This window comes from Streptomyces sp. NPDC053493 (assembly GCF_044544825.1).
GTDB lineage: Bacteria > Actinomycetota > Actinomycetes > Streptomycetales > Streptomycetaceae > Streptomyces.
The window spans coordinates 1-26795 of the sequence record NZ_JBITXS010000016.1; the positions used below are offsets into that span (position 1 = coordinate 1).

Below are 26795 nucleotides of genomic sequence, written 5' to 3' on the forward strand. Positions count from 1 at the left end.
TTCAGGACCACCGAGGTGAGGCCCTCGGCGGGCACACCGGCCCGGCCGGCCACCTTCAGCAGCTTGGTGCCGCCGGGGCCGACCTTCCCGGCCGGCGCGCCGAGGCCCGAGCGGGTGTCGAGCAGACGGGACGGCGTGACGGGGGTGAAGGTGCCGGGTGCGGTGGTGAGCGAGCTGCCGCCGACCCGGAAGGCGCCGGAGGATCCCTGTGCGGGGCCGACGCCGTCGAGCGGACGGGTGATCAGTTCCCAGCGGTACTGACCCGACTCGATGCCACGGTCCTTGGCGTCCTTGCCGTCCCAGTGCGCGCGTACGGCGGCGCCGACGCCCTTCGTGCCGGTGAGGGTGCGGACGACTTCTCCGTTGCCCTTGACGATGCGGAGCTCCCAGGAGCCGACCGGCTTGGAGAAGCGCCACACCGGGGACCAGGTGGCCGGCGCGGGCTCGACGCCGCCGCCGGTGAGATCGAGGTCCGGGACGGACTCCTGGAGCCGGGTCATCGGCTGGGCGGCCACGCCGGTCTTCCTGACGTGGATGTTCCGCTCGGCGTCGACGTACGCGACGCCGCCGCCGAACTTGTCGACGGTCCAGGTCGAGCGGCGGCCGGAGCCGGAGGCCGCGGCCGGCAGGTCGGCGAGGTCCGTCGTCCCGCCGGTGGCCGCGTCGGTCACCTTCAGCTTGTCGCCCTCGTGGCGGACGACGAAGCCGTCGCCGAGCAGGGCCTCGCCGACGGGAACGGCGACGCTCTTGTTCGCCGTCCGGTCGTAGACGCCGGCCTTGTCGGTACCGCAGGCCCAGTACAGCCAGCGGTCGACGGCCTGGAGCTCGGTCGGCTTGCAGCCGGAGCCCAGGTCGACGGCCGGCGACGTGGTCCTCGTCCGCAGGTCGTATGCGTTGACCTTGCTGTCGGTCGTGGTGGCGGAGGCGGACTTCCAGACCTGTGCGTCCCACAGGGCGGCGGCCGAGTTGGTGAGGGTCAGCAGCACGTCGGGGGAGCTGGTGCGGTTCTCCAGGTCGACGGCGTACGTGGTGTCGCCGTTCTCGGCCAGGGCGTACCGGCCGGCGGCGTCCAGGACCTTGCTACGCGCCGGGAGTTCGGCGCTGCGCAGGCTCGAGGTGTCGATCGGCGAGTACAGGTGGCCGGATCCGGCGTAGACGGTGTCGCCGTCGCCGCCCGCCACCACGCGGGTCACGCCGGGCGTCAGCCGGTGGCGGAGGGTGGGCTCGCCGGCGGTGGCCGGGGCGGCCGTGAGGTCGGTGTCGACGTCGTAGAGGCCCGGGCCGGTGTACGGAAGGTCGTCGGCGAGGTAGCTGAGCCGGCCGCCGCCGAGGGCGAGGCCCTGGTAGGTGGCGGGCAGGGGCGGGACCTTCGTGACGGTGGTGAGCTTCGGCGTGCCGTCCGCGCCGATGGTGACGCGGCGGACGGCCCAGTCCCGGCCGTCGGTGCCGCCGACGGCGAGGACGCTGCCGTCGGGTGCGCCGGAGAGTTCGGGGGCGGCGTGCGGCAGGAGGTCCTTGACCTCGCCGGTGCCGATGCGGACGGCCTGGAGCTTCGCCCCGAGGCTCGTCGACCTCTCGTCTTCCGTCAGCGGCCGGACGAACACGACCCAGTCGCCGACGGTCTCGTACGCGGCGAGGCCGTAGAGGCCGTTCGCGGGCTTCGGCAGGTCCGTCCTGACCGTCGGAGCCGACGGGTCGCTGCGGAGGTCGGTCCACACGCTGTTGGCGTAGGACGTGTGGGAGACCTCGAGGACGTGCTGGTCGCCGAGGCTGACGGTGGTGCCCTCGCCGGCCGCCGACGCCGGCGAGAGCGTGCCCTTCGCGTAGTCGACCATGTAGCCGACGGGGAACTGGTCGCCCTCGCGGAAGAATCTCAGCAGCGCGCCCTTGGCGTCCTGGTCCAGCACGTCCATGCGGCCCTCGAAGGCCTCGCCGAGCGGGAAGGAGGCGACCTCGGTCGGCTTGTCGTCGACGAGGCGGAGCAGCTGGACCGAGTCGGGGTAGCCGTCGTCGGTCGTCACCACGGTGTCGGCGTTGTACACGCCGGTCCACCGGCGCCCTTCCGGCAGCGTCACGCGGAGGCGCTGCTCGCCGGTGGCGAGGTCCGTGACGGTGGCCTCGCGGGTTGTGGCGTCGTAGGTCGCGTACAGGCCGGAGTGTCCGTGGGCCTGTGCCTCGGTGATCGCCTTGTCGGTGCCGGTGGCGAAGTCGGTCCAGACCCAGCCGGCCGAGCCCTGCCGCTTGTGGGCGTAGCCGGTGGCGCCGACCTGGCCCAGGTCCTCCGAACGCGGCTGGAGGCTGCCCGGGTTCGGGACGACGACCTCGCCGTCGACGGCGGTGGTCAGGTGCGGTGCGGCGGCGAGCGCCGGGCTGGTGATCGCGGCGCAGAGCCCGATCGCGATGCCGAGTACGGTCGTGGCGGCGACCGTGGTGCGTGCGGTGCGTGCACGCGTGTGGCGTTGCATGGGTGTCCCCTCCCAGAGGTAGAGAACGGGCGGTGTCGAGGTTCCCCGCGCGGCCTGGCACGGCCGCCCCCTGCGGAGACCTCCCGCCCGGAACCGCGAGCGTAACAGGATTTTTCGAACCTGTTCAATTTCTTTTACCGCTTCGCCACGGAGGCCGTGTAGTCCTTCAGCGGCACCGCGTTCGCCGCCTTCTGGATCTCCTCCCGGATCTTCTTCGCGATCAGGTTCTTCCAGGGCGTCTTCGGCAGCGTGCGCACCATCAGCATGCGCAGGGCGATCTTCCAGCGGGACGAGACGGTCATCTCCTTGGCGAAGGACGCCGCGAACCGCTGGTTCAGTTCCACACCGGGCCGCATGACGTTCTCGTACGCCACGAACGCGGTCTCGTGGTCGCCGCCGGCCGCCGCGAGTTCGCCCGCGAGGACGTAGGCGCCGGTGAGCGCGAGGCCGGTGCCCTGGCCGGAGGCCGGGGAGGTGCAGTGGGCGGCGTCGCCGAGGAGGACGACGCGGCCCTTGGACCAGCGGTCCATCCGGATGGTGGCGACGGAGTCGAAGTAGAAGTCGTCGGCGCCGGCCGCGTCCGCGATCAGCCGCGGGATCTCCCAGTCGTCGCCCGCGAAGGCGTCGGCGAGGATCCGCTTCTGGGCGGCGACGTCCCGGTGGTCGTAGGGCAGTTCGGCGGGCGCGGCGAAGACGAAGCAGTTCTTCGCGGTGCCGGCCTCCTCGCCGGCCGTCGCGTAGACGGAGATCAGCTTGTTCGGGCGGGCGTGGTACGTCTCCCAGCGGGTCAGGCCGAGCCGGTTGGGCGCCGTGAAGATCGAGATGTAGGCGCCGAGGTGCTGCTTGAACCGCCGCTCGTCGCCGAAGACCAGGCGCCGGGTGTTCGAATGCAGACCGTCCGCGCCGACCACGAGGTCGAAGCGGCGGCGCAGGCCGCTGTCGAAGACGACGTCCACGCCGTCGCCGTCGTCGTGGAGTGCGGCGATCGAGTCGCCGAAGAGGTACTCGACGTCGTCGCGGGTGCGCTCGTAGAGGATGCGGGCGAGGTCGCCGCGCATGATCTCGTCGTCCTGCTCCTCGCGCCCGCCGAAGATCTCGGCCGGCAGCTCGCCGACGGTGCGGCCGCGCGAGTCGACGTACGAGCCGCCGTCCATGTCGGTGGAGTGGGCGCGGACCTCGTCGAGGATGCCCATCCGCGCGCAGATCTCGATGGCGCCGCCGCGCAGGTCGACCTTGTAGCCGCCGGTGCGCAGCTCGGGTGCCTTCTCGACCACGGTGGCGGCGAAGCCGTAGCGGTGCAGCCAGAGGGCGAGGGCGGGGCCGGCGACGGAGGCGCCGGAGATCAGGACGGTGCGGGACGCGCGCATGGCAGGACTCCTTGTCGGGTGGGGCGGGGCCGCTCCGGCCCCGCACCGATGACTATACGGATGTCCTACACGTCTGTCTATGACAGCTGTATAGATTCTTGGCGGGCGGCAGGACCCGCGCGCATTCCTCGCGAACTCCCGGCCCCGCGCGCATTCCTGGCGGCTCTCGCCCCTCCCGCTCAGCCCCGCCCCAGCACCACCGTCCCGGACGAGCAGAACCAGCCTCCCGTCCCCGAGGCCACCGCCAGTTCCGGCAGCGAGCCGTCCGGCCGCCGCACCTGCAGCCCGGGCGCCTCGCCGCGCAGCTGCCGTACCGCCTCCACCAGCAGGAACAGGCCCCGCATGCCCGGATGGCAGGCCGAGAGCCCGCCGCCGTCCGTGTTCACCGGCAGCCGGTCCTTCTCCATGAAGAACGCCCCGCCCTCGCCCTTGGCGCAGAAGCCCAGGTCCTCCAGGGTCACGAGGGTCATGTAGGTGAACGCGTCGTAGATCTCGGCGACCTCGATCTCCTCCGGCCGCACGCCCGCCCGCTCGAAGGCGAGGCGGCCGCTGACCGCCGCCGGCGAGACGGTGAAGTCCTCCCATTCCGACATCGTGGTGTGCGAGACGTGCTCGCCCGTGCCGAGCATCCACACCGGCGCCTTCGCCGTGTCGGGGACGTACTCCTCGGCCGCGAGCAGCACCGCGCAGCCGCCGTCACTGCGGATGCAGCAGTGCAGCTTGGTGAACGGGTCCGCGATCATCGGGCCGCCGAGCACCTCGTCCACCGTGACCGGCTCCCGGAACATCGCCTCCGGATTGAGCGCCGCGTTCGCCCGCGCCTGGACGGCGATCTCGGCGAGCTGCTCGAGCGTCGTGCCGTACTCGTGCATGTGGCGACGCGCGGCCATCGCGTACTTGGCGATCAGGCTGTGCCCGTACGGCACCTCGAACTGCAGCGGGCCGCGCGCGCCGAACGAGAGGTTGCCCGTGCGCCGCCGCGCCTTGATGTCGGCGCGGGCCGTGGAGCCGTAGACGAGGAGGACGGCGTCGGCGTGACCGGCGGCTATCGCGTCGGCCGCGTGCGCCGCCATGACCTCCCAGGTGGCGCCGCCGACGGCGGTGGAGTCCACCCAGCGCGGCCGGAGGCCCAGGTATTCGGCGACCTCGACCGGTGCGAGCGTGCCGAGGCCCGCCGAGGCGAGGCCGTCGATCACGGAGCGGTCCAGGCCGCTGTCCGCGAGGGCACGGCGGGCGGCCTGGGCGTGCAGGGCGTAGGGCGTGGCCTCGTCGACCCGGCCGCAGTCGGAGAGGGACACGCCGACGACGGCGACGCGACGGCGCCGGTCCCGTGTGATGGTGGCCATAAATCTGACGGTACATCAGATTCTTTGTATCTCAAGGCCCGTCGGGCTGTGCAACTGGTCCGGCCGGTCCTAGCATGACGCACCGTCAGATACGGAGGGGAGTCCCCATGCCGAGTCCCATGCGTACCGCCGCCGAGACCGAAGAACACCAGGAGATCCGCCGCACCCTGCGCGAACTCCTCGCCAAACGCGCCGGACCGGCCGGGACCCGCGCCGCCGTCGCCACCCCGGAGGGATACGACACCGGACTCTGGGCCGCCCTCGCCGGCGCCCTCGGCCTGCCCGGCCTCGCGCTCCCCGAGGCGTACGGCGGAGCCGGCTGCGGCCTCGCCGAACTCGCCCTCGCCTGCGAGGAGGCCGGCCGCGTCCTCGCGCCCAGTCCGCTGCTCGCCACCAGCGTCCTCGCCGCCCCCACGATCGCCGCCCTCGGCACCGAGGCCCAGCGCGCCGCGCTCCTGCCCCGGATCGCCGACGGCACCCTGACCTGCGCCCTCGCCCTGCCCGGCGGCTCCCTCCCGCTCGCCCTCGGCCTCACCGGCGACAACACCGCGACACCCTGGGCGGGCGGCGGACGCTCCGGCGGAATCCAGGCCGTCCCACGGCGGGGCGGCGCCGGCTGGTCGCTGTACGGAGAGGCCGGCCACGTCCTCGACGGGCACAGCGCCGGGCTGCTCGTGGTCGCCGCGCACACCGGAGGCTTCCCGCGCAGCCGGACCCTGCTCTTCCTCGTACGGGCGGACGCCGCCGGCCTCGTACGGCGCAAGGAACCCACCCTGGACCTCACCCGCTCCCAGGCGACGGTCGAACTGCGGGACGTGGAGGCGGAGCTGCTGGGCGAGGAGCCGAAAGACGCGACCGGCGGCCCGGGCGGGCACGGCGGGGGCGGTGGAAGCGGTGGAGGCGGTGAGTACGGCGGCCCGGGCGGGAACAGTGCGTATGACGGGCCGGGCGGGCACGGGTCCGGGGCGGACCGGTCGTCCGCCGCGCCCGCACCCTCGTCCTCCGCCCTCGCCGCCCTGGCCGCGACCGGTCGCGCGGCGGCCGTCGCACTCGCCGCCGAAGCCGTCGGCGCCGCCCGCGGCGCCCTCGACCTGACCGTCGAACATGTCACCCGGCGCGAGCAGTTCGGCCGCCCGATCGGCTCCTTCCAGGCGGTCAAGCACCGGCTCGCCGACCTCCTCGTACGGATCGAGTCCGCCCGCTCGCTCATGCTCTGCGCGGCCGGCGAGCCCGAGGACGGCGTCTCGGCGGGACTCGCCCTCGCCCAGGCGCTCGACGCGCAGCGCGCCGCCGCCGCCGAGACCGTGCAGCTGCACGGCGGCCTCGGCATCACCTGGGAACACGACGCCCAGCTCTACTTCAAACGCGCCACCGCCGACGAACTCCTCTTCGGCCCCGCCGCGCGCCTGCGGGACCACGCCGCCGAGCGCGGCGGACTCTTCGGAGAGGTGGCCTAGATGTCCGTCGGGCTGCGCATGATGCAGAAGGTCTCCTCGACCCGCGCCTTCGCGAAGGTCGCCCCGCACTTCATCCCCGCCATGGACCGGGCCGTGCACCGGCTGACCAGGGGAAAGGTGCTGCTCAGCGCCCGGATGCTGCCCGGCGTGGTGCTCACCGCCCAGGGCGCGAAGTCCGGCCGGCCGCGCGTGACGCCGCTCGCCTGCATGCCGCAGGAGGACGGCACCTGGCTGCTGATCGGCTCCAACTTCGGCCGCCCGGGCCACCCGGCCTGGACCGCCAATCTGCTCGCCCACCCGGACGCCTCGATCAGCTGGCGGGGCGAGGACGTTCCCGTACGCGCGCGGCTGCTCACGGGAGAGGAGCGGGCCGCGGCCTGGCGGGCGGTGCTGGCGTTCTGGCCGCCGTACGCCACGTACCAGGCGCGGATCGACCGCGAGATCCGGCTCTTCCGGCTGACGAGGACCGCGACCGAGCCGGGGGAGTGACCGGCGAAGGTGGAAAGCCGGGGGCCGGTCACGCCGGAGGGGTGAAACGAACACCGGCGGCGGTCTTCCGTACGGGATGCGCGACCGCATCCGCGTACGGGGACCGCCGCCGGAGCGACAGGACGGATGAAGGGAGCCGTGGGGCTCGCGGGGCTACCTCGTCGGCTTCTTCCCCGTGATTCCCAGGTGCACCAACAGGGCCAGGTTCGGCTTGAGTTCGGCCTGCTTCACGCCCCAGGTCTGGAAGCCCTTCTGGTGGCCGGCGACCGCCGCCAGCATCGCCACCAGCGAGCCCGCCATCGCCGCGGGGCTGACGTCCTTGTCGACCTTGCCCTTCGACTGGAGCTCCTTCACCGCGTCCGTGAGGGAGTTGGTGACCGAGTTCAGGATCTTCATGCGGATCTTGTAGAACCGCTTGTCGCCCTCCGCGGCCCCGAGGTCCACCACCCGCAGGATCGCGTCGTGCTTGCGCCAGAAGTCCAGGAAGCCCTCGACCAGTTCCTCGGAGGTCTGCCAGCCGGCCTTGCCGACCCAGGAACGGCCCGAGACCAGATCGGTCAACCCGGCGCCCTCCTTGGCCATTTCCTCCGCGATCTCGAGGACGGCGCCCTCGACGTCAGGGAAGTACTGGTAGAACGTCGCCGGTGAAGTACCCGCCTTCCGGGCCACGTCGATCACCTTGACGTCCCGGTAGGGCGAGGAGCTGAGCATCTCGCCGAGGCAGTCCAGCAGCTTCTGCCGCGTCGCCTGGCCGCGTCGTCCGGCCACGCGGCCGTCGACGGTGCGTACTTGTCCTGTCATGCCGTCAGCTTACCGAGGGGTGATCGGCGCGCGATTCGGCCGACTGCAAATGGGGTGCGGGCGCCTTTCCGGGGCTTCCCGCGCCCTTTTCGGCGAGGCGCAAGAGGGCCCGGAAATGCCGTCCACACCTCGATAAGCTTATTAACAGCCTGTGGACAACTTCGGTGGACAACCCGCGTGGAACCCGTGCGGCACAAGGGCTCCCGCCCCCATAAGCGCTCATATGTTCGGTTTTGGAAGGGTGCGGGACGCGGAAGGCGACCCCATCCTGAAGCCATGGCCGTATTCACACAGGGCACCCCGTGCTGGGTGGACGCGCAGCTTCCCGACCTCGAGGCGGGCAAGCGCTTCTACGGCGAGCTCTTCGGCTGGACCTTCGACCCCGACCGCGACGAGGCCCTGCTCCAGGGACGCCGGGTCGCCGGCCTGCTGCCCAAGCGCGACGGACGCATGCCCACCACCTGGACCGTCTACCTCGCCACCGGCGACGCCGGGACCGTCGCCGCCCGCGTCAAGGCGGCCGGCGGCCAGATGGTCATGGACCCCTATCCCGTCGGCCCCTTCGGTGTCCTCGCCCTCGCCGCCGACCCCGGCGGCGCCGTCTTCGGGCTGCGCCAGACCGGTGACGACGACGGCTTCGAGGTCACGAACGAGCCCGGCGCCTTCTGCTGGATGGAGGTCTACACCCGGGACCCGGCCGCGGTGGACACCTTCTACGCCACCGTCTTCGGCTGGCTCGGCCGCCAGGTCGACCCCGCCGCCGAGGGCCGCAGCCGCGACTTCGACTACCGCGTCTGGTCCCCGCCCGGCTCCCGCCCCGGCGACGACACCGCCTTCGGCGGCCGGGCCCTGATCACCGACGCCTTCCCCGCCGAGATGCCCGGCCACGTCCTCGTCTACTTCGCCGTCCGCGACTGCGACGAGACCTGCGCCACCGCCGTCCACCTCGGCGGCCGCGTCACCACCGACCCCTTCGACACGCCGCACGGCCGCATCGCCGTCCTCCACGACAACCAGGGCGCCCGCTTCGCGATCCTCGCCGAACCCACCCACGAGCCCGCCGACCGCCCCACGAACGCCTCCACCCGCCGACCAGCCGACACGCCCGCCCGCGAGCCCGCCGACCGCCCCACGAACGCCTCCCCGCGCGAGTCCGTCGACAGGCCCGCCCGCGAGCCCGCCGACAACCCCGACGAATCGGACCCCGACACGCCCGTCGAACCCGCTGCCTGAAGCGGCGGAAAGCCTTCCGATATGAGCCGGGACACCGTTCCTAGAGACTGAGCGGCAGGAAGTCCTGGAGCCAGGACCTGGGCTCAGCCGGACGCCCCGAGCGGTGTTGGGCGTCCTGGTTCCCCGCTTTCGCTCCGCGTCCGGCCCCGTCGCATCGTGTGCGCGGTCCGAGAACGCGGGGGCGAGGTTCCTCGCGCCCCGAGACACCGAAGCAGGCCTGGGCGGTCCGATGCCCGTGACGATCGCTCTGGTCGTCACGGGGCGGTGCCGCCCGTCGCCGGACACGGTGTCCCAAGGCGCGCCTGCCGATCGCGATGCCGGCGGCATCGTGACGGCTGGGTTTCCTGGTCTTGCTGGTGAGGGGCTTCTGCCAGTGCTCGGCTCCCCATCTGCTGGTGTAGGCGGGATCGACCGCCACCACATGGAGTCCGGCCTCGGCCGCCATCGAGACGACCCGGGCTCGAAGCTTCCCGGTCGGCATGCCGGACACCAGCCGCCGGAAGCGTTTGCGCCGGCCATGGCGCTCCCTGGACTTGTCCGTAGTGAAGTCCAGGTCCTCAATCGCGATGGCCGACACGCCGCCCCGCACGGCCCAGTGGATGAGCCGGGTGAGCGCGTGGCGGATCTGGGCGTCGCGGTGGGCGGCGGTGCCGGAAAGGTCGTAGGGGAATCGTCGGGGCCCACCCAGAGGATTGCCGTGGACGTCGAGGCGCCAGGCGGCGAGATGGTCGGCGTTCATGTCCACGCCGACCACCCCATGGGCCAGCGCGGCCGCCAAAGGCGCGACCGACACCGCGGCGCGCTGCCAGGACGCCGTCACGTACCAGCGCTCACGCGAGACGTCGTAGTGGACGCGGTACGCCACGGCTCGGTCGTTCCCCACCCGGTCAGCCCATTCTTGGCCGCGGTGCGTGAAAACGAGGTGCGCGGCAAGGACATAGCGGCCGTTCTTGTCATTGGCCAGATGAGCAAGCGGGCTGGGCAGTTTGATGCTCACCTCGCCGTCGGGCGAGACGCGGATGGTGTCGTTCCCGAAACGCTTGCCCGTTTCGCCCTCGGCCGTCAGGAACCAGCGCCGCGACTCCCACTGACGACGCCACTCCGCCTCGCTGATCTGTGCGGCGGGGAGGTGGAGCCGAGTGTTCAGCAGGCGCCTGCCACCCCGCACGATGCGCACCCGACCTGCATCGGCGTCTGCTTGTACGGCGGCGAGGCGGTCCGCGAGGAGACGCAGTCGGCGCGACTTGGCATGCCATTCCCGCTTCGACCGGTAGCCGCCGGGCGTGCGCCTCGTGCCGCCGGATCCGACGGGCAGTGACAGCCGGTGGGCGATCATGCGGATCCCCGCCCGCAAGTCCTGGACGTACGAGGCCTGGCAGCGCCGGGCGAGCGCCCATTGAGCATGGGTGGCCTTCGTCACGCTGCCCGCCCATCGCGACGACGACAGGGGAGTCAAATCGCGCTTGCGTGCTGCCCATGTCTTCGCGGAGTGCTTCAGCCCGTCGGCACAGCGCGCCTTCAGGTCGGCTGATGCCAACGCTCCCATGTGCCCGCCGACCAGGCGCAGAAGTGCCTCGTCGGCGTCCGTGAGCTGCTTGAGCCGGCCACGCACGGTCACAGCCGACGGCGCTGGCACAACAGAGGAGGGAGCGATCCGGCGGAGCTCAGTCATGCCCGACGGCCGCTTCCTTGAGCATGCTCCGGTTCTCCGCCGGAAAGGCCGGCTCGCTGACTTTCATACAAGGGACCGTAACGACATCCACTCAAACGTACGATCACTCACAAGGGTGATCTACCGTGGCAACACCCCGATCCGCCCCCGGGTTCGCAACCACCGCCCCGGACAGGAACAATCAGGGTCCACGGGGCCGTAATCTCATGGCCCTACGGGGAGGTGGCAGGCAAGTGGAGCAGCTGACGCAGCACGACCCGAGAAGGATCGGGCCCTTCGAGGTGCTGGGCCGGCTCGGTGCGGGCGGAATGGGTCTCGTGTATCTCGCGCGCTCGGCTTCCGGGCGGCGCGTGGCGATCAAGACCGTGCGGACGGAGCTCGCCGAGGACCAGCTGTTCCGTGTCCGTTTCACCCGTGAGGTGGAGGCCGCACGGGCGGTCTCCGGTTTCTACACGGCGGCCGTCGTCGACGCCGATCCGCGCGCCGCCGTGCCGTGGCTGGCCACGGCGTACGTCCCCGCGCCCTCGCTCGAGGAAATAGTGAACGAGTGCGGGCCGCTCCCGGCCCAGGCGGTGCGCTGGCTCGCGGCCGGCGTCGCCGAGGCCCTGCAGTCCATCCACGGCGCGGGCCTCGTCCACCGCGACCTCAAGCCCTCCAACGTCCTCGTCGTCGAGGACGGCCCCCGGGTGATCGACTTCGGCATCGCGTCGGGCGTCTCCAACACGCGCCTGACCATGACCAACGTCGCCGTCGGCACCCCGGCCTACATGTCGCCCGAGCAGGCCCGCGACTCGCGCAGCGTCACCGGCGCGAGCGACGTGTTCTCGCTGGGCTCCATGCTGGTCTTCGCCGCCACCGGCCACGCCCCCTTCCACGGCGCCAACCCGGTCGAGACGGTCTTCATGCTGCTGCGCGAGGGCCCGGACCTGGAGGGCCTGCCGGACGAGCTGCGGCCGCTGATCGACGCCTGCATGAAGATGGACGTCGCCCAGCGCCCCACCCCGGCCGACCTGCAGGCCATGCTGGCCCCGCACCTCTTCGGCTCCGGCGAGGACGACAGCGGTACGGCGGCGGCGTGGCTGCCCGAGCGGGCGACCGCCATGATCGAGGCCCGGCGCGGCGGCCGGTCCAGCACTCCGCCGCCTCCGCCCGCCCCGCCGATGCCGCCGCGCCCGCCGCGGCCCTCCGGCGAGTGGGCCGATCCGCGGGCCGGCGACCGTCCGGGCGGCGGCCGGCACGCGGGGCCCGCGGCCGAGCCGGTGCCCGACGCCGGTCCCGTACGGCTCGGCGCCGCCGCCGTCCCGATCGGCCCCGGCCCGCGCGTGGCCGACACCCGTGCCGCCGTCGGCGTCGGCCTGGGCGCCGCCGCGGGCACCGCCACCGGCTGGATCCGTCCGCCCGGCGGCGGCCCGACCGGCGCCGAGCCCGGCCCCGCGCCCGGCTCCCGCCCGCTGCCCGGCCCGGCCTCCGCTCCCGACGGGCAGCCGGCCCCGGCCGCCGCGGACGCGCCCGGCCACTGGCGGCCCTGGCGTTTCCGCATGTCCAACGACGTCTGGGGCACTCCCACCGTCGTCGGCGACCTGCTCTACGTCACCTCCTTCGAGGTGCACGCGCTGGACACCGCGAGCGGCCGGCGCCAGTTCAAGACCCGGGACGTGGCCTGGTCCATGGCCGTCTCCGGCGGCCGTATCCACGCCTCCGACGGGCCCACGCTCTACGCGCTGGACGCCCTCGACGGCGGCGAGCGCTGGCGGCTGCACACCGACGCCTGGGTGTACTCGCTCCGGGTGGACCGCGGCACGGTCGTCACCGGCACCCGCGGCGGCGGCGTGCAGGCGTGGGAGGCCTCCAACGGCGCCAAGCTGTGGGAGCTGACCGGCGCGCAGACCGACTTCGAGACGCCCGAGGGCGGGCCGGCGGTGCACGACGACACGGTGTACGTGTGGCGCGACGCCCGGCTGCTCGCCCTCGACGCCCGTACGGGCAGCGAGCGCTGGTCGTACCCGGTCGGCGACGCCGCCTCCTGCGCCCACGTGCCGGTGCGGGTCGCGCCGGCCGAGGACGGCTGTGTGTACGTGGCGGCCGGCACCCGCGTGCTGTCCGTGGACGTCGCGAGCGGGCACGTGCGCTGGCACTTCGAGGCGCCGGCCGTCTTCCTGTCGCCGCCCGCCTTCGCGCCGGGGCCGGCCGTCACCGGCGGCGGCGTGTACCTCGCCGACCACCTGGGCACGGTGTACGCGCTCGACGCGACGACCGGCAAGGACCGCTGGCGGATCGCGACCGAGCCGCGCCAGTCCACCGAGCCGGTGCTGGTGGCCGCGGGCCACATCCACGTGGGCAGCGGCAGCGCGCTCTACACGCTGGACGCGGTCACGGGCACGCCGAAGTGGCGGTTCGCCGCGGGCGGCGAGCTGATCGGCAGCCCGGTCGTCGCGGACGGCCGGGTGCACTTCGGTTCCGCCGACCACGTCCTCTACACGCTGGACGCGAGCGGCGGCCAGCTCCGCTGGAAGCTGGCGACCGGCGGCGAGATCACCGGCTCGCCGGTGGCCAGGAACGGTGTGGTGTACGCGTGCAGCAAGGACCGCTGCGTGTACGCGCTGGACGCGGTGAAGGGCACGGCGACCAACCGCGGCGCGTAGCCGTGGCGGCGCGGTGCCCGTGACCGGGGCCTCAGGGCGGCGGCCGGTGCCCGGGAGGCGGTGACGTCCCGTCCTGCCCGCCGGGTCCGCCGTACCCGTCCTGATCGCCGTACCCGTCCTGATCGCCGTACTCTCCGGGCCTCTCGTGGCCCGGGGACGCCCACGGCGCGTCGTACGTCCGCGTCGGCGCGTCCTGCGGCCCCGTCGGTCCGGCGGCGGGCGGTTGACCGGCCGGACCCGCGGCGGGCGGGGGAGCGCCCGGCTCACGGCCCGCGCCCGGTCCGCGGCCCGGCGCCAGCCGGGTGGCGTGCCGGCGCGGCCGCCCGGACATCACGAGGGCGCCGATCAGCAGCAGCACCCCGCCGCCGATCGCGTTCGCGACGCCGACGCCGAGGCCCTGCCCGTCGGGGCCGACGGTCAGGTTGCCCGCGGCCCGTCCGACCTGGACCATCCACAGGACGGTGAAGCCGAGCACGACCAGGCCGGCGAGGGCGACGAGCGCGCGGGAGCGCAGCACGACGCCGACGAGGGTGAGCAGCGCGGCGAAGAGGAACGGCAGCAGGATCGAGAGGAGGACGTCGGCCTTGGCGTCGGTGATGCCGGTGAACAGGTCGTCGACCGGATAGTCGCGCCCGGGACGGCCGTCGTACCAGGCACGGAAGGGGCTCCATACGGCGGCCGTCGCTCCGGCGAGGGCCAGGACCGAGCCGACGACGTTGCGGATCATCGATCGGCCTCCTCGGGTCCGGCTCCCGCCCTCGACGCTACGCCCGGTGCGGGGCCCGCGCCACGCGGCGCCGCCCGCGCCGCTAGGGTGACGCGCACACGACGAACAGGACGCACGGCACAGGGGAACGGGGGGCGCGGTCATGGTCCGCACCAGACTGAAGCTCGCGGCGACGCTCACGGTGGTCGTGCTCGCGCTGACCGGCTTCCAGACGAGCAGCAGCGGTGGCCACGGCAGCAGCGGCGGCGGCGGAAGCAGCGGCAAGAGCGGCAGCGGCAAGAGCAGCAGCAGGTCCGGTACGAGCAAGAGCAGCGGTGGCGGCGGCGGTGGCTGCTCCAGCTCCAAGAAGAAGAACAACGACTACGACGACTACGACGACGAAGGCTCCGGCAGCTCCGGCGGCTCCTCGTCCACGCCGTCGCCCACCGCCACCGCGACCCCGGACGTCGAGGCCTTCGTCGTCGAGTGCGTCGAGCCCGCCCGGAAGAAGAGCAAGGGCAAGCCGGCCCGGAAGGCCGACACCACCGCCACCCTGAAGATCGTCTCCCGGGCCGCGGCCGCGGGTACGTACACGGTGGCCCTGGAGTTCAAGGCCGCGGACGGCTCGACGGTGGACCGGGCCGAGGCGGTGGTGTCCGTCGACCGCAACGCGTCGAAGGCCTTCGACGTCCCGATGCGGAATCCGAAGGCCGTCGACCGGGTGCGGGAGTGCTCCGTGTACGAGGTACGCGAGGTCCCGCAGCCCACCGCCACGCCCACTGCCCCTGCCTCGACCACGCCCACCCCCACTCCCACACCGAGCGGCTGAGGCGGGGCGGCGGCGGTCAGTTCCAGCGGAGCAGCGACGTCCGGTGCTTCTCGGAGCCGTCGAGCGGCATGTCCACGTTGCCGATCTTCACCGGCTGGCCGCCGGAGTAGTCGCCGCGGAACAGGCCCCACTGGCGGTCGTCGCCCTTGGAGAGGAACGCGAAGCTCTTGCCGTCGGGGGAGGAGACCGGGGAGAGGTTGAGCCGGTCGTTCTCCGGGACCAGGTTCTGGGTCTTGAGCACCGCCTTGTAGTCGGCGCTGAAGGTGAGCTGCTTGAACTCGCAGACCAGGGTGGTGGCGTCGCGCCAGAAGGACGGCTCGCAGAAGACGCTCTTCTCCTCCAGGCCGGCCGTCTTGATCGGGGTCAGGTACTCGTATTCCCCGGGGGCGCTGACCTGGTTGAGGCTGAGCCCGAAGGTGGTGTTCCCCATGGCGACGGCGCCGCCGCCGGGCGCGACGGGCGCGTTTCCGTGGCCGATGGCGAGGACGGTCTGGGCCGTCTGGACGTCCTGCTTCAGGAGGCCCGGGATCTTGTCGCGGGTGAAGCGCTCCTCGGTCGACGGGCCGCCCTTCGGGTCGCGCGAGGCCACCTCGTTGTCGCCCTGCTCGAGGTCGTACCAGAGGCGGCCGGTGACCGGATGGAAGGCGGCCCCGTCGTTCTCCACGGGCTGGGAGAAGGTGTCCTTGGCGGGCGGCGAGATCTCCTTGCCGGTCGCGAGGTCGACGGCGGCGGCCCGGTCGGTGGAGGCGCTGACGATGACGGCGACCTGGGTGTAGTCCTTGTTGAACGCCGTGGCCGCGTCGTAGTCGGGGCCGTCGTCGCCGCAGGCGGACGCCGGTTCGGCGCCGTCGGGCAGGACGACGTTGCGTTCGGCGGCCACGCTGCCGTCCTTGACGGAGTACGAGCGCAGGGTGAGCCCGTAGGCGTCCTTGCCCGAGGCGCCGGGGATCGGGTGGCAGAAGGAGACGGTGAGGGTGCCGGCCTGGTCGAGCGGCGCCGTCTTCACGCCGCCGGACCCGGCCTCGCCGGCGCCGCCGTTTCGTCCGCCGCCCTCGGCGCCGCCGCTGTTCGCGACCGTCGACGGGTCGCTCCCGCCGCCGCAGGCGGCCAGCATGAGTGCGGCTCCGGCCGCGAGTCCGGCTTTGACGACACGTCGTCCCATCACAGCTCCCCGTTGCAGGTCACGGCGGCCGGGCGAGGCCCGATCCTGCTGCGAACACGGGGCTGTCCCACCGCCATTGACGGTGACTCATCAAAAGATGATCCATTAAAACAGACCTTCGCATCTGCTATCGGAGCCGGTGCGCGCCGCTCCTTCGGGTGAAAAGACCGGCCTGCCGCTCCGGCGGCAGGTTCCCGAGCGTGACCAGGTGCGGGGCGTGGGCGAGGGCCTGGGCGCGGGCGGCCTCCTTGGCCGACCACAGGGCCCGTACGGTTCCCTGGACGGCCTCGGTCGGGGAGGCGGCGACGACGGCGGCCGCCTCGCGCGCCGCGGCCAGGGCCCCGCCGCGTGCGGTCAGCTCGCTGACCAGGCCGGTCTCGTAGGCCCGCCGGGCCGAGATCCGTTCGGCGGTCCCGGTCAGCGCCATCCGGGCGACCTCTCCGAACGGCATCTTCTGCGCCATGTGGATGGTCTCGAAGGCGCTGACCATCCCGTAGGTGACGTGCGGGTCGAAGAACTCGGCGCCCTCGCCGGCGACGAGGAACTCGGCCTCGCCGAGGAGGTAGAAGGCGCCGCCGCAGGCCATGCCTTCGACCGCGGCGATCACCGGTTTCCACAGGTCGTTGGCCTTGGGCCCGATGGCGATCAGCGGGTCGTCGATCGTGTACGGGGAGGCGGGCTGCGGCAGCCCGGCGACGGCGGTGCGGTCGACGCCGGTGCAGAAGGCCCGCCCGCCGGCGCCGGTGACGACGATCGCCCGCACCTCGTCCTCGTAACGGAAGCCCCGCCAGATCTCGGAGAGCCGGCGGGCCATGCCGAGGGTGATCGCGTTGTGCTTGTCGGGCCGGTCGAGGGTGACGACGGCGACGCCGGTCTCCTTGTCCCGGTCGACGGTGACGTGCCGCGCCGGGTCGCTCATCCGCGCTCCAGGAGCCAGCGCGGGACGGTGACGCCGTCGATCTCGGTGAAGGCGACCTTCACGGCGGCGCCGATGCGCAGCCGGGCCGGGTCGACGGAGTTGAGCGGGGCGTCGGGGGCGGCGACGACGTTGCCGGCGAGACGGATGCCGGGTGCTTCGGCGAGTTCGACGAGGACCGCGTTGTAGGGCGCCTGGGCGGAGTAGTCGGGCAGCAGCGGCGGGTGCGGGACGACGAAGGACCAGATGCGGCCGCGGCCGGACATCAGGCGCCATGTGCTGTCGAAGGACTGGCAGTGCGGGCAGCAGGGTCGGGGCGGGAAGCGGAGTTCGCCGCAGCCGGGGGCGGCGCAGGCCTGGACGCGGAGTTCGCCGCGGGCGGCGTGCTCCCAGAAGGGGGCGCCGTCCTCGTCGATCACGGGAGTCAGCATGTCGGGTCTTCCACTCCTCAGGCTCGAAGCAGGATCGCGGAGGTGGGGACGCCCTCGCCGGCGGTGACGAGGCAGGTGGCGGCGTCGGGCACCTGGGCGGTGGAGACGCCGCGGAGTTGTTTCACGCCCTCGTTGATGAGGTTGAAGCCGTGGACGTAGGCCTCGCTCAGGCCGCCGCCGCCGGTGTTGAGCGGGAGCCGGCCGCCGATCTCCAGGGCGCCTCCTTCGGTGAAGGCGGCGCCTTCTCCTCTGCCGCAGAAGCCGTAGCCCTCCAGGGAGAGCGGGACGAGCGGGGTGAAGGCGTCGTAGATCTGGGCGACGTCGACGTCGGCGGGGCCGAAGTCGGCCTGCTTCCACAGGTGGCGGGCGGCGGTCCAGGCGGGGCCGGAGAGCGGGTCGTCGTTCCAGTAGTTGACCATGCCGTGGTGCTGGGCGGGCAGGCCCTGGGCGGCGGAGTGGACGTAGACGGGTTGGTGGCGGCAGTCGCGGGCGCGGGCGGCGGAGACGATCACGCAGGCCAGGGCGCCGTCGGTCTCCAGGCAGTTGTCGAAGAGGCAGAGCGGTTCGCTGATCCAGCGGGAGGTCATGTACATCTCGCGGGTCAGCGGGCGGTCGTACATGATCGCGGCCGGGTTCTGGTTGGCGCGGTTGCGGCAGGCGAGGGCGACGTTGAAGAGGTGGTCGCGGGTGGCGCCGTACTCGTGCATGTAGCGGCGGGCGAGCATGCCGATCTCGTCGGCGGGCCGGACGAGGCCGAAGGGCCGGGTCCACTGGCCGGGGGTGGGGAGCTGGACGCTGGTGTTCTTCCACGGGCGCGGTCCGCTGCCCCGCTTGCGGGAGCGCCAGGCGACGCCGACGCTCGCCTGCCCGGTGGCGACGGCGGCGGCGAGGTGGCCGACGGTGGCGCAGGATCCGCCGCCGCCGTAGCCGACCTTGGAGAAGAAGGTGACGTCGCCGGCGCCGATGGACTTGGCGACCTCGACCTCGTCGGTCTCCTCCATGGTGTACGAGGCGAAGGCGTCGACCTCGGAGGGCGCGATCCCGGCGTCGTCGAGGGCGGCCAGGATCGCCCGGCAGGCGAGGGTCTTCTCGGTCTCCGGGAGGTGTTTGGCGAAGGGTGTCTGGCCTATCCCGACGATGGCGGTGCGGTCCTTGAGCACGTCAACCCCCTCGGTGTCGTCCTTGCTGACAGCGCGTCAGGCTACAGCTAATCTGACGGATAGTCAGCTACGGGAGGGGTGGACGATGGAGTACGGCTCGATACCGGAGTTGGTGCGCTGGTCGGCCGAGCGGTACGGCGACCGCGAGGCCGTCGTCGACGGCCGCACCCGGGTCACGTACGCGGAGCTCGGCGAGCGGGTCGAACGGGCGGCGGCCGCCTGTCTCGCCACCGGTGTACGGGCCGGGGACCGGGTCGCGGTCTGGGCGCCCAACACCCTCGACTGGATCGTCTCCGCGCTCGGCGCCGTCACGGCGGGCGCGGTGCTCGTCCCGCTGAACACCCGCTTCAAGGGCACCGAGGCGGCCGACGTGCTGGCCCGCTCGCGCGCCCGGCTGCTCTTCGTCACCGGCACCTTCCTCGGCACCTCGTACGTGGCCTCGCTGCGGCGGGCCGGCGTGGAACTCCCCGACCTGGAGCGGGTGGTGGTGTTCGGCGACACGGCGCCGGACGAGGCCGGCTACACCACCTGGAAATCGTTCCTCTCGGAGGGGAACGAAACCGGCGCCGCCGAGGTGGCGGCGCGGGCCGCCACCGTGGCCCCGTCCGACACCTCCGACATCATCTACACCTCCGGCACCACGGGCCGGCCCAAAGGCGCGGTGATCACCCACGAACAGACCCTGCGCTGCTACGCGGTGTGGAGCGAGCTCGCCGGACTGCGCGAGGGCGACCGCTATCTGATCGTGAACCCCTTCTTCCACACCTTCGGCTACAAGGCGGGTGTCATCGCCTGCCTCCAGCGCGGCGCGGTGATGGTCCCGCAGCCCGTCTTCAACGTCGACACCGTCCTCGCCAACATCGCCGCCGAGCGGATCACCGTGCTGCCCGGCCCGCCCACGCTCCACCAGTCGCTCCTCGACCACCCGGCCCGCGGCGCCCACGACCTGTCGACCCTCCGGCTCGTCGTCACCGGCGCCGCCGTCGTCCCGCTCCAGCTCGTCGAGCGGCTGCGGGCGGAACTCGGCGTGGCCACCGTCCTCACGGCGTACGGCCTCTCCGAGGCGAGCGGCATCGTCACGATGTGCCGCCGCGGCGACCCGGCGGAGGTGATCGCGCGCACCTCCGGCCGCCCGATCCCCGGAACGGAGGTGCGCCTGTCGCCGTCCGGCGAGGTCCTGGTGCGCGGCTTCCACGTGATGCGCGGCTACTTCGAGGACGAGACGGCGACGGCCGCGGCGATCGACGAGGACGGCTGGCTGCACACCGGCGACGTCGGCGTCCTGGACGAGGCCGGCAACCTGCGCATCACCGACCGGATCAAGGACATGTTCATCGTCGGCGGCTTCAACGCCTACCCGGCCGAGATCGAACAGCTCCTCGGCCTCCACCCCGACATCGCCGACGTCGCCGTCATCGGCGTCCCGGACCCGAGGCTGGGCGAGGTCGGCAAGGCCTTCGCCGTGCGCCGCCCCGGCGCGCGCGTCACCGCCGACGACCTGATCGCCTGGTCGCGCCGCGAGATGGCCAACTACAAGGTGCCGCGGGCGGTCGAGTTCGTGGCGGAGCTCCCGCGCAACGCGAGCGGCAAGGTCCTCAAGGCCGCCCTCCGCGAGCGCGCGTAGGCGTCCCCGCCGGCGCAGCCCAAAGGGCCCGGGCCGGTCTCCCGGCACGGGCCCTCCCCCCTGCGCGCGCGTGGCGTGCACGACCCGGCACGACCGGCGGTCCCCACCACCTGCCGCTCCGGGCCGTGACCGATCATGTCCGACACCGAACGCGAGTACGAACCGGATGGCGCGAATCCGTCAGGTCGACGACGCCCGCCCCGGCCCACGCCGAAGGGGCCGGGCGGCTCGGCCCGGCCCCTCCTGTGCGGTCCGTACGGTACGCGGGCCGTGCCCGAGGATTCCCCCTGGTCCCCTCGGGCGTCCCCCGAGCCCACGCCCCGTCCGGCCCCGCCCGGCCCCGGCAACTCCCCCGATGGCGTCGCCGGAACCGTCCCCGTGTGGTGCGGTCCTTGTGGTGCTGTCTTCCGGGCCTGTCGTCAGATCGTCTCGCCCGTGGCGTGCGAGTCGAGCGGCTTGACCGGCTTCATCGGCTCGCTGGTCGCGTGCGAGTCCAGCGTGGTGACGCCGGCGTGCGAGTCCAGCGGCTTGATGGGCTCGCTGGTGGCGTGGGAGTCCATCGTGGTGAGGTCCTCGCCGGTGGCGTGCGAGTCAGCGGGCTTGAGGTTGTCGGCCATGGAGTCGACTCCTGAAATCGTCGGACAGGCGGATGGAAGGGCCGTCCGCCCGGCAACTCCCCCGAGAATCGCCGGGCGGACGTCCAAAGCCGATCACCTTAACGGTGAGGCCCCGTGCCGATTCGTCTGCCCCCCGACGCGACGGATCGACAACGACAAGAGTGTCGTGCCGCGATAAACGAATGATGAACGACCGGCCCGGCCCGACGCGGTGCCGGTCAGGCCGCCGCGGCCGGGTGGAGCAGGGCGCGGACGCCGTCCGCCTCGGGAGAGGCGAGGCCCTCGAAGACGGCGAGCGCGTCGCCCCAGCAGACCCGGGCGCGGTCCGTCTGGCCGAGTCCGGCGAGGCTGCGGCCCAGCACGGTCAGCACGTTCGCACGCCGCCAGTCGCCGCCGATCCCGTGCAGCACCGACAGCGCCTGCTCCGCGCTGGAGGCGGCGGCCGCGTGCCGGCGGTCGGCGAGGAACACCTCGGCGATCCGGAACAGGGTCATGCCGTGCCACAGTTGCTGGCGGCTCTCCTGGAACACGGCCAGCGCCTCGTGGAGGACGGCCGCGGCCTGGGCGGTCTGGCCGGCCGCCGTGAGGGCGAGGCCGAGGGCGTACTTGCCGTTGGCCAGACGCAGCGCCGACCCGCTGTCGGCCGCCTCGTAGATGGCGATGCCCTGCATCGCCAGGTCCACGGCCTCGCCCACCCGGCCGGTGGCCAGGTGCACCCGGGAGAGGTTGCACAGCGCGCTCGCCTCGCCCGGATGGTTGGCGTCGGCCCGGAACGCCTCCCGCGCCTTCGACAGGTACGCCTCGGCGTCGGCGTGCCGGTTCTCGTACAGGGCGAGGATGCCGCGCTCGTTGGGCGCGTTCGCCAGCGTCCACGGGTCCTTGGAGACCCGGCTCAGCTCGTCGGCGAGACGGGCCTCCTCGGCGGCCTCCTCGAACCGGCCGGCCGTGCTGTGCACCTGGCTCAGGGTGGCGCGGGCGCGGCCCTCCGAACGGGCGTCGCCGAAGGCACGGGCGGCGTCGCGGACGGCCTTCGCGGCCATCTCGTACCGGTGCGAGTTCACCCCCGACTCCGCCAGGTCCTTGGCCGCCATCAGCAGGTCGACCGCCCGGCGCAGGAACGGCCGGGCCAGCGACTGCTGGGCGCAGGCGAGGACGCAGTCCGCCTCGGCGTGCAGCCAGTCCAGGGCCTGGCCCGGGTCCGCGAAGGTCAGCCCCGCCCGCTCCGTGGTCTCCAGGTGGTCCACCGTCCGGTCACCGGGGCGTTCGATCGCGTAGACCTGGGCCGCCGTCGACAGGTAGAAATCGAGCAGCCGCGACAGCGCCTGCTCCCGCTCCGCCGGCGGCTGTTCGTCACGTTCCGCGCACGCACGCGCGTAGAGCCGGACCAGGTCGTGGTAGCGGTAGCGGCCCGGCGCGGCGGACTCGACGAGGGAGGTGTCGACCAGGGCCTCCAGGAGGTCCTCCGTCTCCCACTCCGGCAGCGCCAGCATCGCGGCGGCCGCGGCGAGCGACACGTCCGGCCCGTCGGCGAGGCCGAGGAGGCGGAAGGCACGGGCCTGGGCCGGTTCGAGCTGGCCGTAGCCGAGTTCGAAGGTCGCCTTCACGGCCAGGTCGCCGGCCTGGAGCTCATCCAGGCGGCGCCGCTCGTCGGCGAGCTTGGCGGCCAGCACCGACACCGTCCAGGTGCGCCGCGCGGCGAGCCGGGAGGCGGCGATACGGATGGCCAGCGGCAGGAAGCCGCAGGCCGCGACCACGTCGAGCGCCGCCTCCCGCTCCGCCCGCACCCGCTCCTCGCCGACGATCCGGGTGAAGAGCTGGAGCGCCTCCTCCGGCGACATCACGTCCAGGTCGACCAGATGCGCGCCGGCCAGGTCGACCATGCGGATCCGGCTGGTCACCAGCGCCGCGCAGCCGGCCGTGCCGGGCAGCAGGGGCCGGATCTGGGCGGCGTCACGGGCGTTGTCGAGGAGCACGAGCACCCGGCGGCCGTCGAGCGTGGAGCGGTAGAGCGCGGCCCGCTCGTCGAGGGAGTCGGGGATCGCCGAGTCGGGCGTGCCGAGGGCCCGCAGGAACGCGCCGAGGACCGTCTCGGGCGCGACCGCCCGCGAACCGGCGCCCTGGAGGTCGACGTACAGCTGCCCGTCCGGGAAGTGCGGGCGCGCCTCGTGGGCCACGTGCACGGCGAGCGTGGTCTTGCCGACGCCGCCGATGCCGGCGAGCGCCGACACCGCCATCACGGAGCCCTCGGCGGTGACGAGCCGGCCGCCGAGCTCGCGTACGAAGGCGGCGCGGCCGGTGAAGTCCGGCACGGTGGCGGGAAGCTGGGCGGGCCGGGCGAGCGGCGCCGCGGCCGGGGCCTGCTCCTCGACGGGCAGGGCGAGTTCGGCGTCGGCCTGGAGGATGCGCTGCTGGAGCCGGGACAGCTCGGGGTTCGGGTCGACGCCGAGCTCGTCGGCGAGCAGCCGCCGGGTGTCGGCGTACACGGCGAGCGCCTCGGCCTGCCGCCCGGAGCGGTACAGCGCCAGCATCAGCAGCTCGCGGAGGCGTTCGCGCAGCGGGTGGGCGGCGGTGAGCGCGGTCAGTTCGGAGACGGCTTCGGCGTGCGCCCCGACCTCGAGGTCGAGGTCGAGACGGGTCTCCAGGAGCTGGAGCCGCCACTCCTCCAGGCGGGTGCGCTGGGTCTCGGCGTACGGGCCGGGCACGGATGCGAGGGCCTCGCCGTCCCACAGGGCCAGGGCCTCGTTGAGCCGCTCGCGGGCGGTGGCGCGGTGCCCGCCGGCCCGCAGCTTCTCCGCCTCGGCGGCCAGCTCGTGGGCGGTGGTGAGGTCGAGCGCGGTGGTGCGGATGGCGTAGCCGCCGGACTGGCTGACGAGGACGCCGGGATCGAGGACCTTGCGCAGCCGGGAGGCGTACGTGCGGACGGCGGCGAGCGCCTGGGAGGGCGGGTCGTCGCCCCAGATGGCGTCGATGAGCTCGGCGGCGGTGGCGGTACGGCCGTCGCGCAGGAGCAGCGCGGCGAGCAGGGCCCGCTGCTGGGGCGAGCCGGTGGGCAGCGCCTCTCCGCCCCGCGCGGCCCGCACGGGCCCGAGCACCCCGAACCACAGCCCGCCCGCCGGTTCCGCGCCGGCGCGGCCGGCGCTGCCGGGCACCACGTCGCCGGCGGGACCCGCGCCTGCCGCCGCGGCCGCGCCGCTGCCGGGCACCACGTCCGCGCCGGGGCGTGGGTCGTCGGCCGGCCCGGTGCCGGTCCGGCCGGGGCCCGTCGCCGGAGTCCGCTGCCCCGGAACTCGCGGCCCGTTCTCACGGTCCATTAGCTCCCCCTGCCCGTACCGCTGGTTTCGCCCAAGACAGTCTGCCTTGTCCGGAGGGCGCGCGTCAGCATCGGGTCGGCCGATCCGGCGTCGCCGCCGGGCCGTCGCGGTGCCGCTGCGCGCGCTCCGCACCGCACGCTAGCTGACGGATCGTCAGATCGGCGCTACCGTGAAGCGCATGGAGAGCTTCCCCAAGATCATCTCGGTGGACGACCACACCGTGGAGCCCCCGCACGTCTGGCAGGACCGGCTCCCGTCCCGTTACCGCGACACCGGGCCCCGGATCGTGCGCGCGCCCCTGAAGGAAATGACCTTTCTGGGCGGAAAGTTCGCTCCGGTGATGGGCGCCAAAGGGGACGAAGGTCCCATAGGTGACTGGTGGGTCTACGAGGACCTGCACCGGCCCCTCACCCGGCTGGACACCGCCGTCGGCTACGACCGCGACGAGATCCGGCTGGAGGTGATCACCTACGAGCAGATGCGGCCCGGCTCCTACGCGGTGCCCGAGCGGCTCGCGGACATGGACGTCAACCACGTCCAGTCCGCGCTCTGCTTCCCCACCTTCCCCAGGTTCTGTGGCCAGACCTTCACAGAAGCCGCCGATCGTGAACTCGGTCTCCTCGGCGTCCGCGCCTACAACGACTGGATGGTCGAGGAGTGGTGCGGCCCCGAGGCGCACGGCCGGCTGATCCCGCTCACCCTCATCCCGCTCTGGGATCCCGAGCTCGCCGCCGCCGAGGTGCGGCGCAACGCGGCCCGCGGCGTCCGCGCCGTCGCCTTCTCCGAGATCCCGCCGCACCTCGGGCTCCCGTCGGTGCACACCGACCACTGGGACCCGTTCCTGCGCGCCTGCGACGAGACCGGCACCGTGATCGCCATGCACATCGGCTCGTCCAGCCGCATGCCGTCCACCTCCGCCGACGCGCCGCCCGCCGTCGGCTCCACCATCACCTTCGCCAACTGCTGCTTCTCGATGGTCGACTGGCTGATGAGCGGCAAGTTCGAGCGCTTCCCGAACCTGAGGATCATGTACGCGGAGGGCCAGATCGGCTGGATCCCGTACATCCTCGAACGCGCCGACGTCGTCTGGGAGGAGAACCGCGGCTGGGGCGGTGTGGCGGAGAAGGTGCTGCGCCCGCCGTCGGAGCTCTTCGCCGAGCACGTCTACGGCTGTTTCTTCGACGACGCCTTCGGTCTGCGCAACCTGGACGCCATCGGGGTCGGCAACGTCCTCTACGAGACGGACTACCCGCACTCGGACTCGACCTGGCCCAAGTCGAGGGAGGTCGGCGAGGCCCAGATGGGCCATCTGGCGCCGGACGTCGTCGAGAGGATCGTGCGCGGGAACGCCATCGAGCTGCTCGGGCTCACCGAGGACGGCCTCTGGAGGCCGTGAGGCCACGCCCGGGGACCGCCGGGCCGGCCCCCGGACCCGCCGCCGGACCGGCCCCGGGATCGGCCGCTGAGCCGGCCCCGGGGGCCGTCGTCCGTCAGTAGCTGCCGGTGCGGGTGTACTTGATGCCGCCCGCGGTGTCGGTGAAGCCCTCCGCGTACGAGGTCACGCCCGCGTCGTTGACCGCCGGCGTGTAGCAGCTGCGGTTGCCCGGGTACACCGTGCAGCCGTAGCTGCGGCCGTCGGAGTTGCGGACGACCTTCGCCTGGGCGCAGGCCTTGCCCGCCGAGGCGTTGCCGCAGTCGAACTGGGAGTAGTCGAGCGTGATGCGCGCCCAGGTGATGCGGCAGCCCGAGTTGTAGCGCAGCTCGACCGTGCCCAGGTGGGAGCCGAAGCCCGGGTCGTAGAGGGCGGCCGACTGGACGGTGCTGGTGGTGCCGCCGCAGCCGAGCGAGGCCGGGTCGCTGCCGTCGTAGGTGGCGGCCTGGGCCGAGCCGCCGGTGAGGGTGAGGGCGCCGGCGGCGAGGAGCAGGGCGGTGCCGGCCTGGGCGGTGCGGCGGAGCAGCGTGCGCATGGAGTTCTCCGGTCGTGAGGAGGCGGGAGGAGGAAGGGGCCCGGGAGCCGGGGGTGGGCTAGTAGCTGCCGGTGCGGGTGTACTTGGTGCCGCCCGCGGTGTCGGTGTAGCTCTGGGCGTACGAGCTGACGCCCGCGTCGTTGACCACCGGCGTGTAGCAGCTGCGGTTGCCCGCGGAGACCGTGCAGTTGTAGCTGCGGCCGTCGGAGTTGCGGATCACCCAGGCCTTGGGGCAGGCGACGCCGGCCGAGGAGGTGCCGCAGGCGTCCTGGGTGTAGTCCATGGTGATGCGGGCCCAGGCGGTGCGGCAGCCGGAGTTGTAGCGCAGCTCCAGCGTGCCCAGGCGGTTGCCGTGCGGGTCGGTCATGGCGGCCGACTGGACGGTGCTGGTGGTGCCGCCGCAGCCGAGCGAGGCCGGGTCGCTGCCGTCGTAGGTGGCGGCCTGGGCCGAGCCGCCGGTGAGGGTGAGGGCGCCGGCGGCGAGGAGCAGGGCGGTGCCGGCCTGGGCGGTGCGGCGCAGCAGGGTACGCATGGACGTCTCCGGTCGTGTGGAAGGCGGGAAGGGTGCCGGAGTCAGGGTGCGGGTCCGGGCCGGCGGGC

At 73.2% G+C, this 26795-nt stretch carries 20 protein-coding genes and 1 pseudogene; 7 read left to right on the forward strand and 14 right to left on the reverse strand.

Annotated elements, in window-relative coordinates; all coding sequences use genetic code 11:
- From ACIGO8_RS31080 to ACIGO8_RS31090, 3 genes are all read right to left on the reverse strand, one after another.
- Positions 1 to 2465: hypothetical protein (locus ACIGO8_RS31080; protein ID WP_399737612.1), on the reverse strand; the 2465-nt coding region annotated here is incomplete at its 3' end.
- A gap of 134 nt (positions 2466 to 2599) precedes the next feature.
- Positions 2600 to 3832, reverse strand: a complete 1233-nt coding sequence (locus ACIGO8_RS31085; protein ID WP_399737614.1) for an FAD-dependent monooxygenase — start codon at positions 3830 to 3832, stop codon at positions 2600 to 2602.
- A gap of 179 nt (positions 3833 to 4011) precedes the next feature.
- A complete protein-coding gene (locus tag ACIGO8_RS31090; RefSeq protein ID WP_399737616.1) occupies positions 4012 to 5178 on the reverse strand; it encodes a thiolase C-terminal domain-containing protein in 1167 nt (388 codons plus the stop codon).
- Between the two features lie 107 nt (positions 5179 to 5285).
- Between ACIGO8_RS31090 and ACIGO8_RS31095 the strand changes: the two genes are divergently transcribed.
- Positions 5286 to 6635 carry an acyl-CoA dehydrogenase family protein gene (locus ACIGO8_RS31095; protein WP_399737618.1) on the forward strand — a complete coding sequence of 450 codons (1350 nt, stop codon included), beginning with the start codon at positions 5286 to 5288 and terminating at the stop codon, positions 6633 to 6635.
- On the forward strand, positions 6636 to 7124 hold the full coding sequence (locus ACIGO8_RS31100; protein ID WP_399737620.1) for a nitroreductase family deazaflavin-dependent oxidoreductase: 489 nt from the start codon (positions 6636 to 6638) through the stop codon (positions 7122 to 7124).
- A gap of 153 nt (positions 7125 to 7277) precedes the next feature.
- On the opposite strand, the gene ACIGO8_RS31105 is transcribed toward ACIGO8_RS31100, so the two are convergent.
- Entirely contained in the window at positions 7278 to 7925 is a 648-nt protein-coding gene (locus tag ACIGO8_RS31105) for a TetR family transcriptional regulator (protein ID WP_399737622.1), read from the reverse strand.
- A gap of 276 nt (positions 7926 to 8201) precedes the next feature.
- Between ACIGO8_RS31105 and ACIGO8_RS31110 the strand changes: the two are divergent.
- A pseudogene (locus ACIGO8_RS31110) lies at positions 8202 to 8978 on the forward strand (VOC family protein); the annotation flags it as partial.
- A gap of 220 nt (positions 8979 to 9198) precedes the next feature.
- Here ACIGO8_RS31110 and ACIGO8_RS31115 read toward each other — a convergent pair.
- Positions 9199 to 10830 (reverse strand): IS200/IS605 family accessory protein TnpB-related protein, encoded by a 1632-nt coding sequence (locus ACIGO8_RS31115; RefSeq protein ID WP_399737624.1) that lies wholly within the window; start codon positions 10828 to 10830, stop codon positions 9199 to 9201.
- A 233-nt stretch (positions 10831 to 11063) separates the two neighbouring features.
- Here ACIGO8_RS31115 and ACIGO8_RS31120 point away from each other — a divergent pair, with 233 nt between their 5' ends.
- Positions 11064 to 13472, forward strand: a complete 2409-nt coding sequence (locus tag ACIGO8_RS31120; RefSeq protein WP_399737626.1) for a PQQ-binding-like beta-propeller repeat protein — start codon at positions 11064 to 11066, stop codon at positions 13470 to 13472.
- A 31-nt stretch (positions 13473 to 13503) separates the two neighbouring features.
- Here ACIGO8_RS31120 and ACIGO8_RS31125 read toward each other — a convergent pair whose 3' ends face one another.
- Positions 13504 to 14199: a hypothetical protein gene (locus ACIGO8_RS31125; protein ID WP_399737628.1), complete on the reverse strand. Its 696-nt coding sequence runs from the start codon at positions 14197 to 14199 to the stop codon at positions 13504 to 13506.
- Between the two features lie 142 nt (positions 14200 to 14341).
- Here ACIGO8_RS31125 and ACIGO8_RS31130 point away from each other — a divergent pair, with 142 nt between their 5' ends.
- A complete protein-coding gene (locus ACIGO8_RS31130; protein ID WP_399737630.1) occupies positions 14342 to 15007 on the forward strand; it encodes a hypothetical protein in 666 nt (221 codons plus the stop codon).
- Between the two features lie 16 nt (positions 15008 to 15023).
- Here the strand turns inward: ACIGO8_RS31130 and ACIGO8_RS31135 are convergent, their stop codons facing one another.
- The 4 genes from ACIGO8_RS31135 to ACIGO8_RS31150 form a co-directional block, all read right to left on the reverse strand.
- Entirely contained in the window at positions 15024 to 16169 is a 1146-nt protein-coding gene (locus tag ACIGO8_RS31135) for a hypothetical protein (protein ID WP_399737632.1), read from the reverse strand.
- A 127-nt stretch (positions 16170 to 16296) separates the two neighbouring features.
- On the reverse strand, positions 16297 to 17088 hold the full coding sequence (locus ACIGO8_RS31140; RefSeq protein ID WP_399737633.1) for an enoyl-CoA hydratase/isomerase family protein: 792 nt from the start codon (positions 17086 to 17088) through the stop codon (positions 16297 to 16299).
- Positions 17085 to 17516, reverse strand: coding sequence for a Zn-ribbon domain-containing OB-fold protein (locus ACIGO8_RS31145; RefSeq protein ID WP_399737635.1), 432 nt, complete (start codon positions 17514 to 17516; stop codon positions 17085 to 17087). The genes ACIGO8_RS31140 and ACIGO8_RS31145 overlap by 4 nt, the downstream gene beginning before the upstream one ends.
- 17 nt (positions 17517 to 17533) lie before the next feature.
- Complete coding sequence (locus ACIGO8_RS31150; protein WP_399737637.1) at positions 17534 to 18676, reverse strand: lipid-transfer protein; 1143 nt, start codon at positions 18674 to 18676, stop codon at positions 17534 to 17536.
- Positions 18677 to 18761: 85 nt separating this feature from the next.
- Here ACIGO8_RS31150 and ACIGO8_RS31155 point away from each other — a divergent pair, with 85 nt between their 5' ends.
- Positions 18762 to 20300 carry a FadD3 family acyl-CoA ligase gene (locus ACIGO8_RS31155; RefSeq protein ID WP_399737639.1) on the forward strand — a complete coding sequence of 513 codons (1539 nt, stop codon included), beginning with the start codon at positions 18762 to 18764 and terminating at the stop codon, positions 20298 to 20300.
- Positions 20301 to 20719: 419 nt separating this feature from the next.
- Here ACIGO8_RS31155 and ACIGO8_RS31160 read toward each other — a convergent pair whose 3' ends face one another.
- Positions 20720 to 20917, reverse strand: coding sequence for a hypothetical protein (locus tag ACIGO8_RS31160; protein WP_399737641.1), 198 nt, complete (start codon positions 20915 to 20917; stop codon positions 20720 to 20722).
- Positions 20918 to 21135: 218 nt separating this feature from the next.
- Positions 21136 to 24228 (reverse strand): BTAD domain-containing putative transcriptional regulator, encoded by a 3093-nt coding sequence (locus ACIGO8_RS31165; protein WP_399737643.1) that lies wholly within the window; start codon positions 24226 to 24228, stop codon positions 21136 to 21138.
- Positions 24229 to 24406: 178 nt separating this feature from the next.
- On the opposite strand from ACIGO8_RS31165, the gene ACIGO8_RS31170 reads away from it, so the two are divergent.
- Positions 24407 to 25624 carry an amidohydrolase family protein gene (locus ACIGO8_RS31170; protein WP_399737645.1) on the forward strand — a complete coding sequence of 406 codons (1218 nt, stop codon included), beginning with the start codon at positions 24407 to 24409 and terminating at the stop codon, positions 25622 to 25624.
- Positions 25625 to 25718: 94 nt separating this feature from the next.
- Here the strand turns inward: ACIGO8_RS31170 and ACIGO8_RS31175 are convergent, their stop codons facing one another.
- Together ACIGO8_RS31175 and ACIGO8_RS31180 are read right to left on the reverse strand one after the other, a co-directional pair.
- On the reverse strand, positions 25719 to 26195 hold the full coding sequence (locus ACIGO8_RS31175) for a DUF2690 domain-containing protein (protein WP_399737647.1): 477 nt from the start codon (positions 26193 to 26195) through the stop codon (positions 25719 to 25721).
- Between the two features lie 58 nt (positions 26196 to 26253).
- Positions 26254 to 26727 (reverse strand): DUF2690 domain-containing protein, encoded by a 474-nt coding sequence (locus ACIGO8_RS31180; protein ID WP_399737649.1) that lies wholly within the window; start codon positions 26725 to 26727, stop codon positions 26254 to 26256.
- Positions 26728 to 26795: the final 68 nt, after the last annotated feature.

What these genes read in the sequence shown, in the direction of transcription:
- ACIGO8_RS31085 (WP_399737614.1), bottom strand. Translation starts at nt 3,832, where the DNA reads ATGCGCGCGTCCCGCACCGTCCTGATCTCCGGCGCCTCCGTCGCCGGC.
- ACIGO8_RS31090 (WP_399737616.1), bottom strand. Translation starts at nt 5,178, where the DNA reads ATGGCCACCATCACACGGGACCGGCGCCGTCGCGTCGCCGTCGTCGGC.
- ACIGO8_RS31095 (WP_399737618.1), top strand. Translation starts at nt 5,286, where the DNA reads ATGCCGAGTCCCATGCGTACCGCCGCCGAGACCGAAGAACACCAGGAG.
- ACIGO8_RS31100 (WP_399737620.1), top strand. Translation starts at nt 6,636, where the DNA reads ATGTCCGTCGGGCTGCGCATGATGCAGAAGGTCTCCTCGACCCGCGCC.
- ACIGO8_RS31105 (WP_399737622.1), bottom strand. Translation starts at nt 7,925, where the DNA reads ATGACAGGACAAGTACGCACCGTCGACGGCCGCGTGGCCGGACGACGC.
- ACIGO8_RS31115 (WP_399737624.1), bottom strand. Translation starts at nt 10,830, where the DNA reads ATGACTGAGCTCCGCCGGATCGCTCCCTCCTCTGTTGTGCCAGCGCCG.
- ACIGO8_RS31125 (WP_399737628.1), bottom strand. Translation starts at nt 14,199, where the DNA reads ATGATCCGCAACGTCGTCGGCTCGGTCCTGGCCCTCGCCGGAGCGACG.
- ACIGO8_RS31130 (WP_399737630.1), top strand. Translation starts at nt 14,342, where the DNA reads ATGGTCCGCACCAGACTGAAGCTCGCGGCGACGCTCACGGTGGTCGTG.
- ACIGO8_RS31135 (WP_399737632.1), bottom strand. Translation starts at nt 16,169, where the DNA reads ATGGGACGACGTGTCGTCAAAGCCGGACTCGCGGCCGGAGCCGCACTC.
- ACIGO8_RS31140 (WP_399737633.1), bottom strand. Translation starts at nt 17,088, where the DNA reads ATGAGCGACCCGGCGCGGCACGTCACCGTCGACCGGGACAAGGAGACC.
- ACIGO8_RS31145 (WP_399737635.1), bottom strand. Translation starts at nt 17,516, where the DNA reads ATGCTGACTCCCGTGATCGACGAGGACGGCGCCCCCTTCTGGGAGCAC.
- ACIGO8_RS31155 (WP_399737639.1), top strand. Translation starts at nt 18,762, where the DNA reads ATGGAGTACGGCTCGATACCGGAGTTGGTGCGCTGGTCGGCCGAGCGG.
- ACIGO8_RS31160 (WP_399737641.1), bottom strand. Translation starts at nt 20,917, where the DNA reads ATGGCCGACAACCTCAAGCCCGCTGACTCGCACGCCACCGGCGAGGAC.
- ACIGO8_RS31165 (WP_399737643.1), bottom strand. Translation starts at nt 24,228, where the DNA reads ATGGACCGTGAGAACGGGCCGCGAGTTCCGGGGCAGCGGACTCCGGCG.
- ACIGO8_RS31170 (WP_399737645.1), top strand. Translation starts at nt 24,407, where the DNA reads ATGGAGAGCTTCCCCAAGATCATCTCGGTGGACGACCACACCGTGGAG.
- ACIGO8_RS31175 (WP_399737647.1), bottom strand. Translation starts at nt 26,195, where the DNA reads ATGCGCACGCTGCTCCGCCGCACCGCCCAGGCCGGCACCGCCCTGCTC.
- ACIGO8_RS31180 (WP_399737649.1), bottom strand. Translation starts at nt 26,727, where the DNA reads ATGCGTACCCTGCTGCGCCGCACCGCCCAGGCCGGCACCGCCCTGCTC.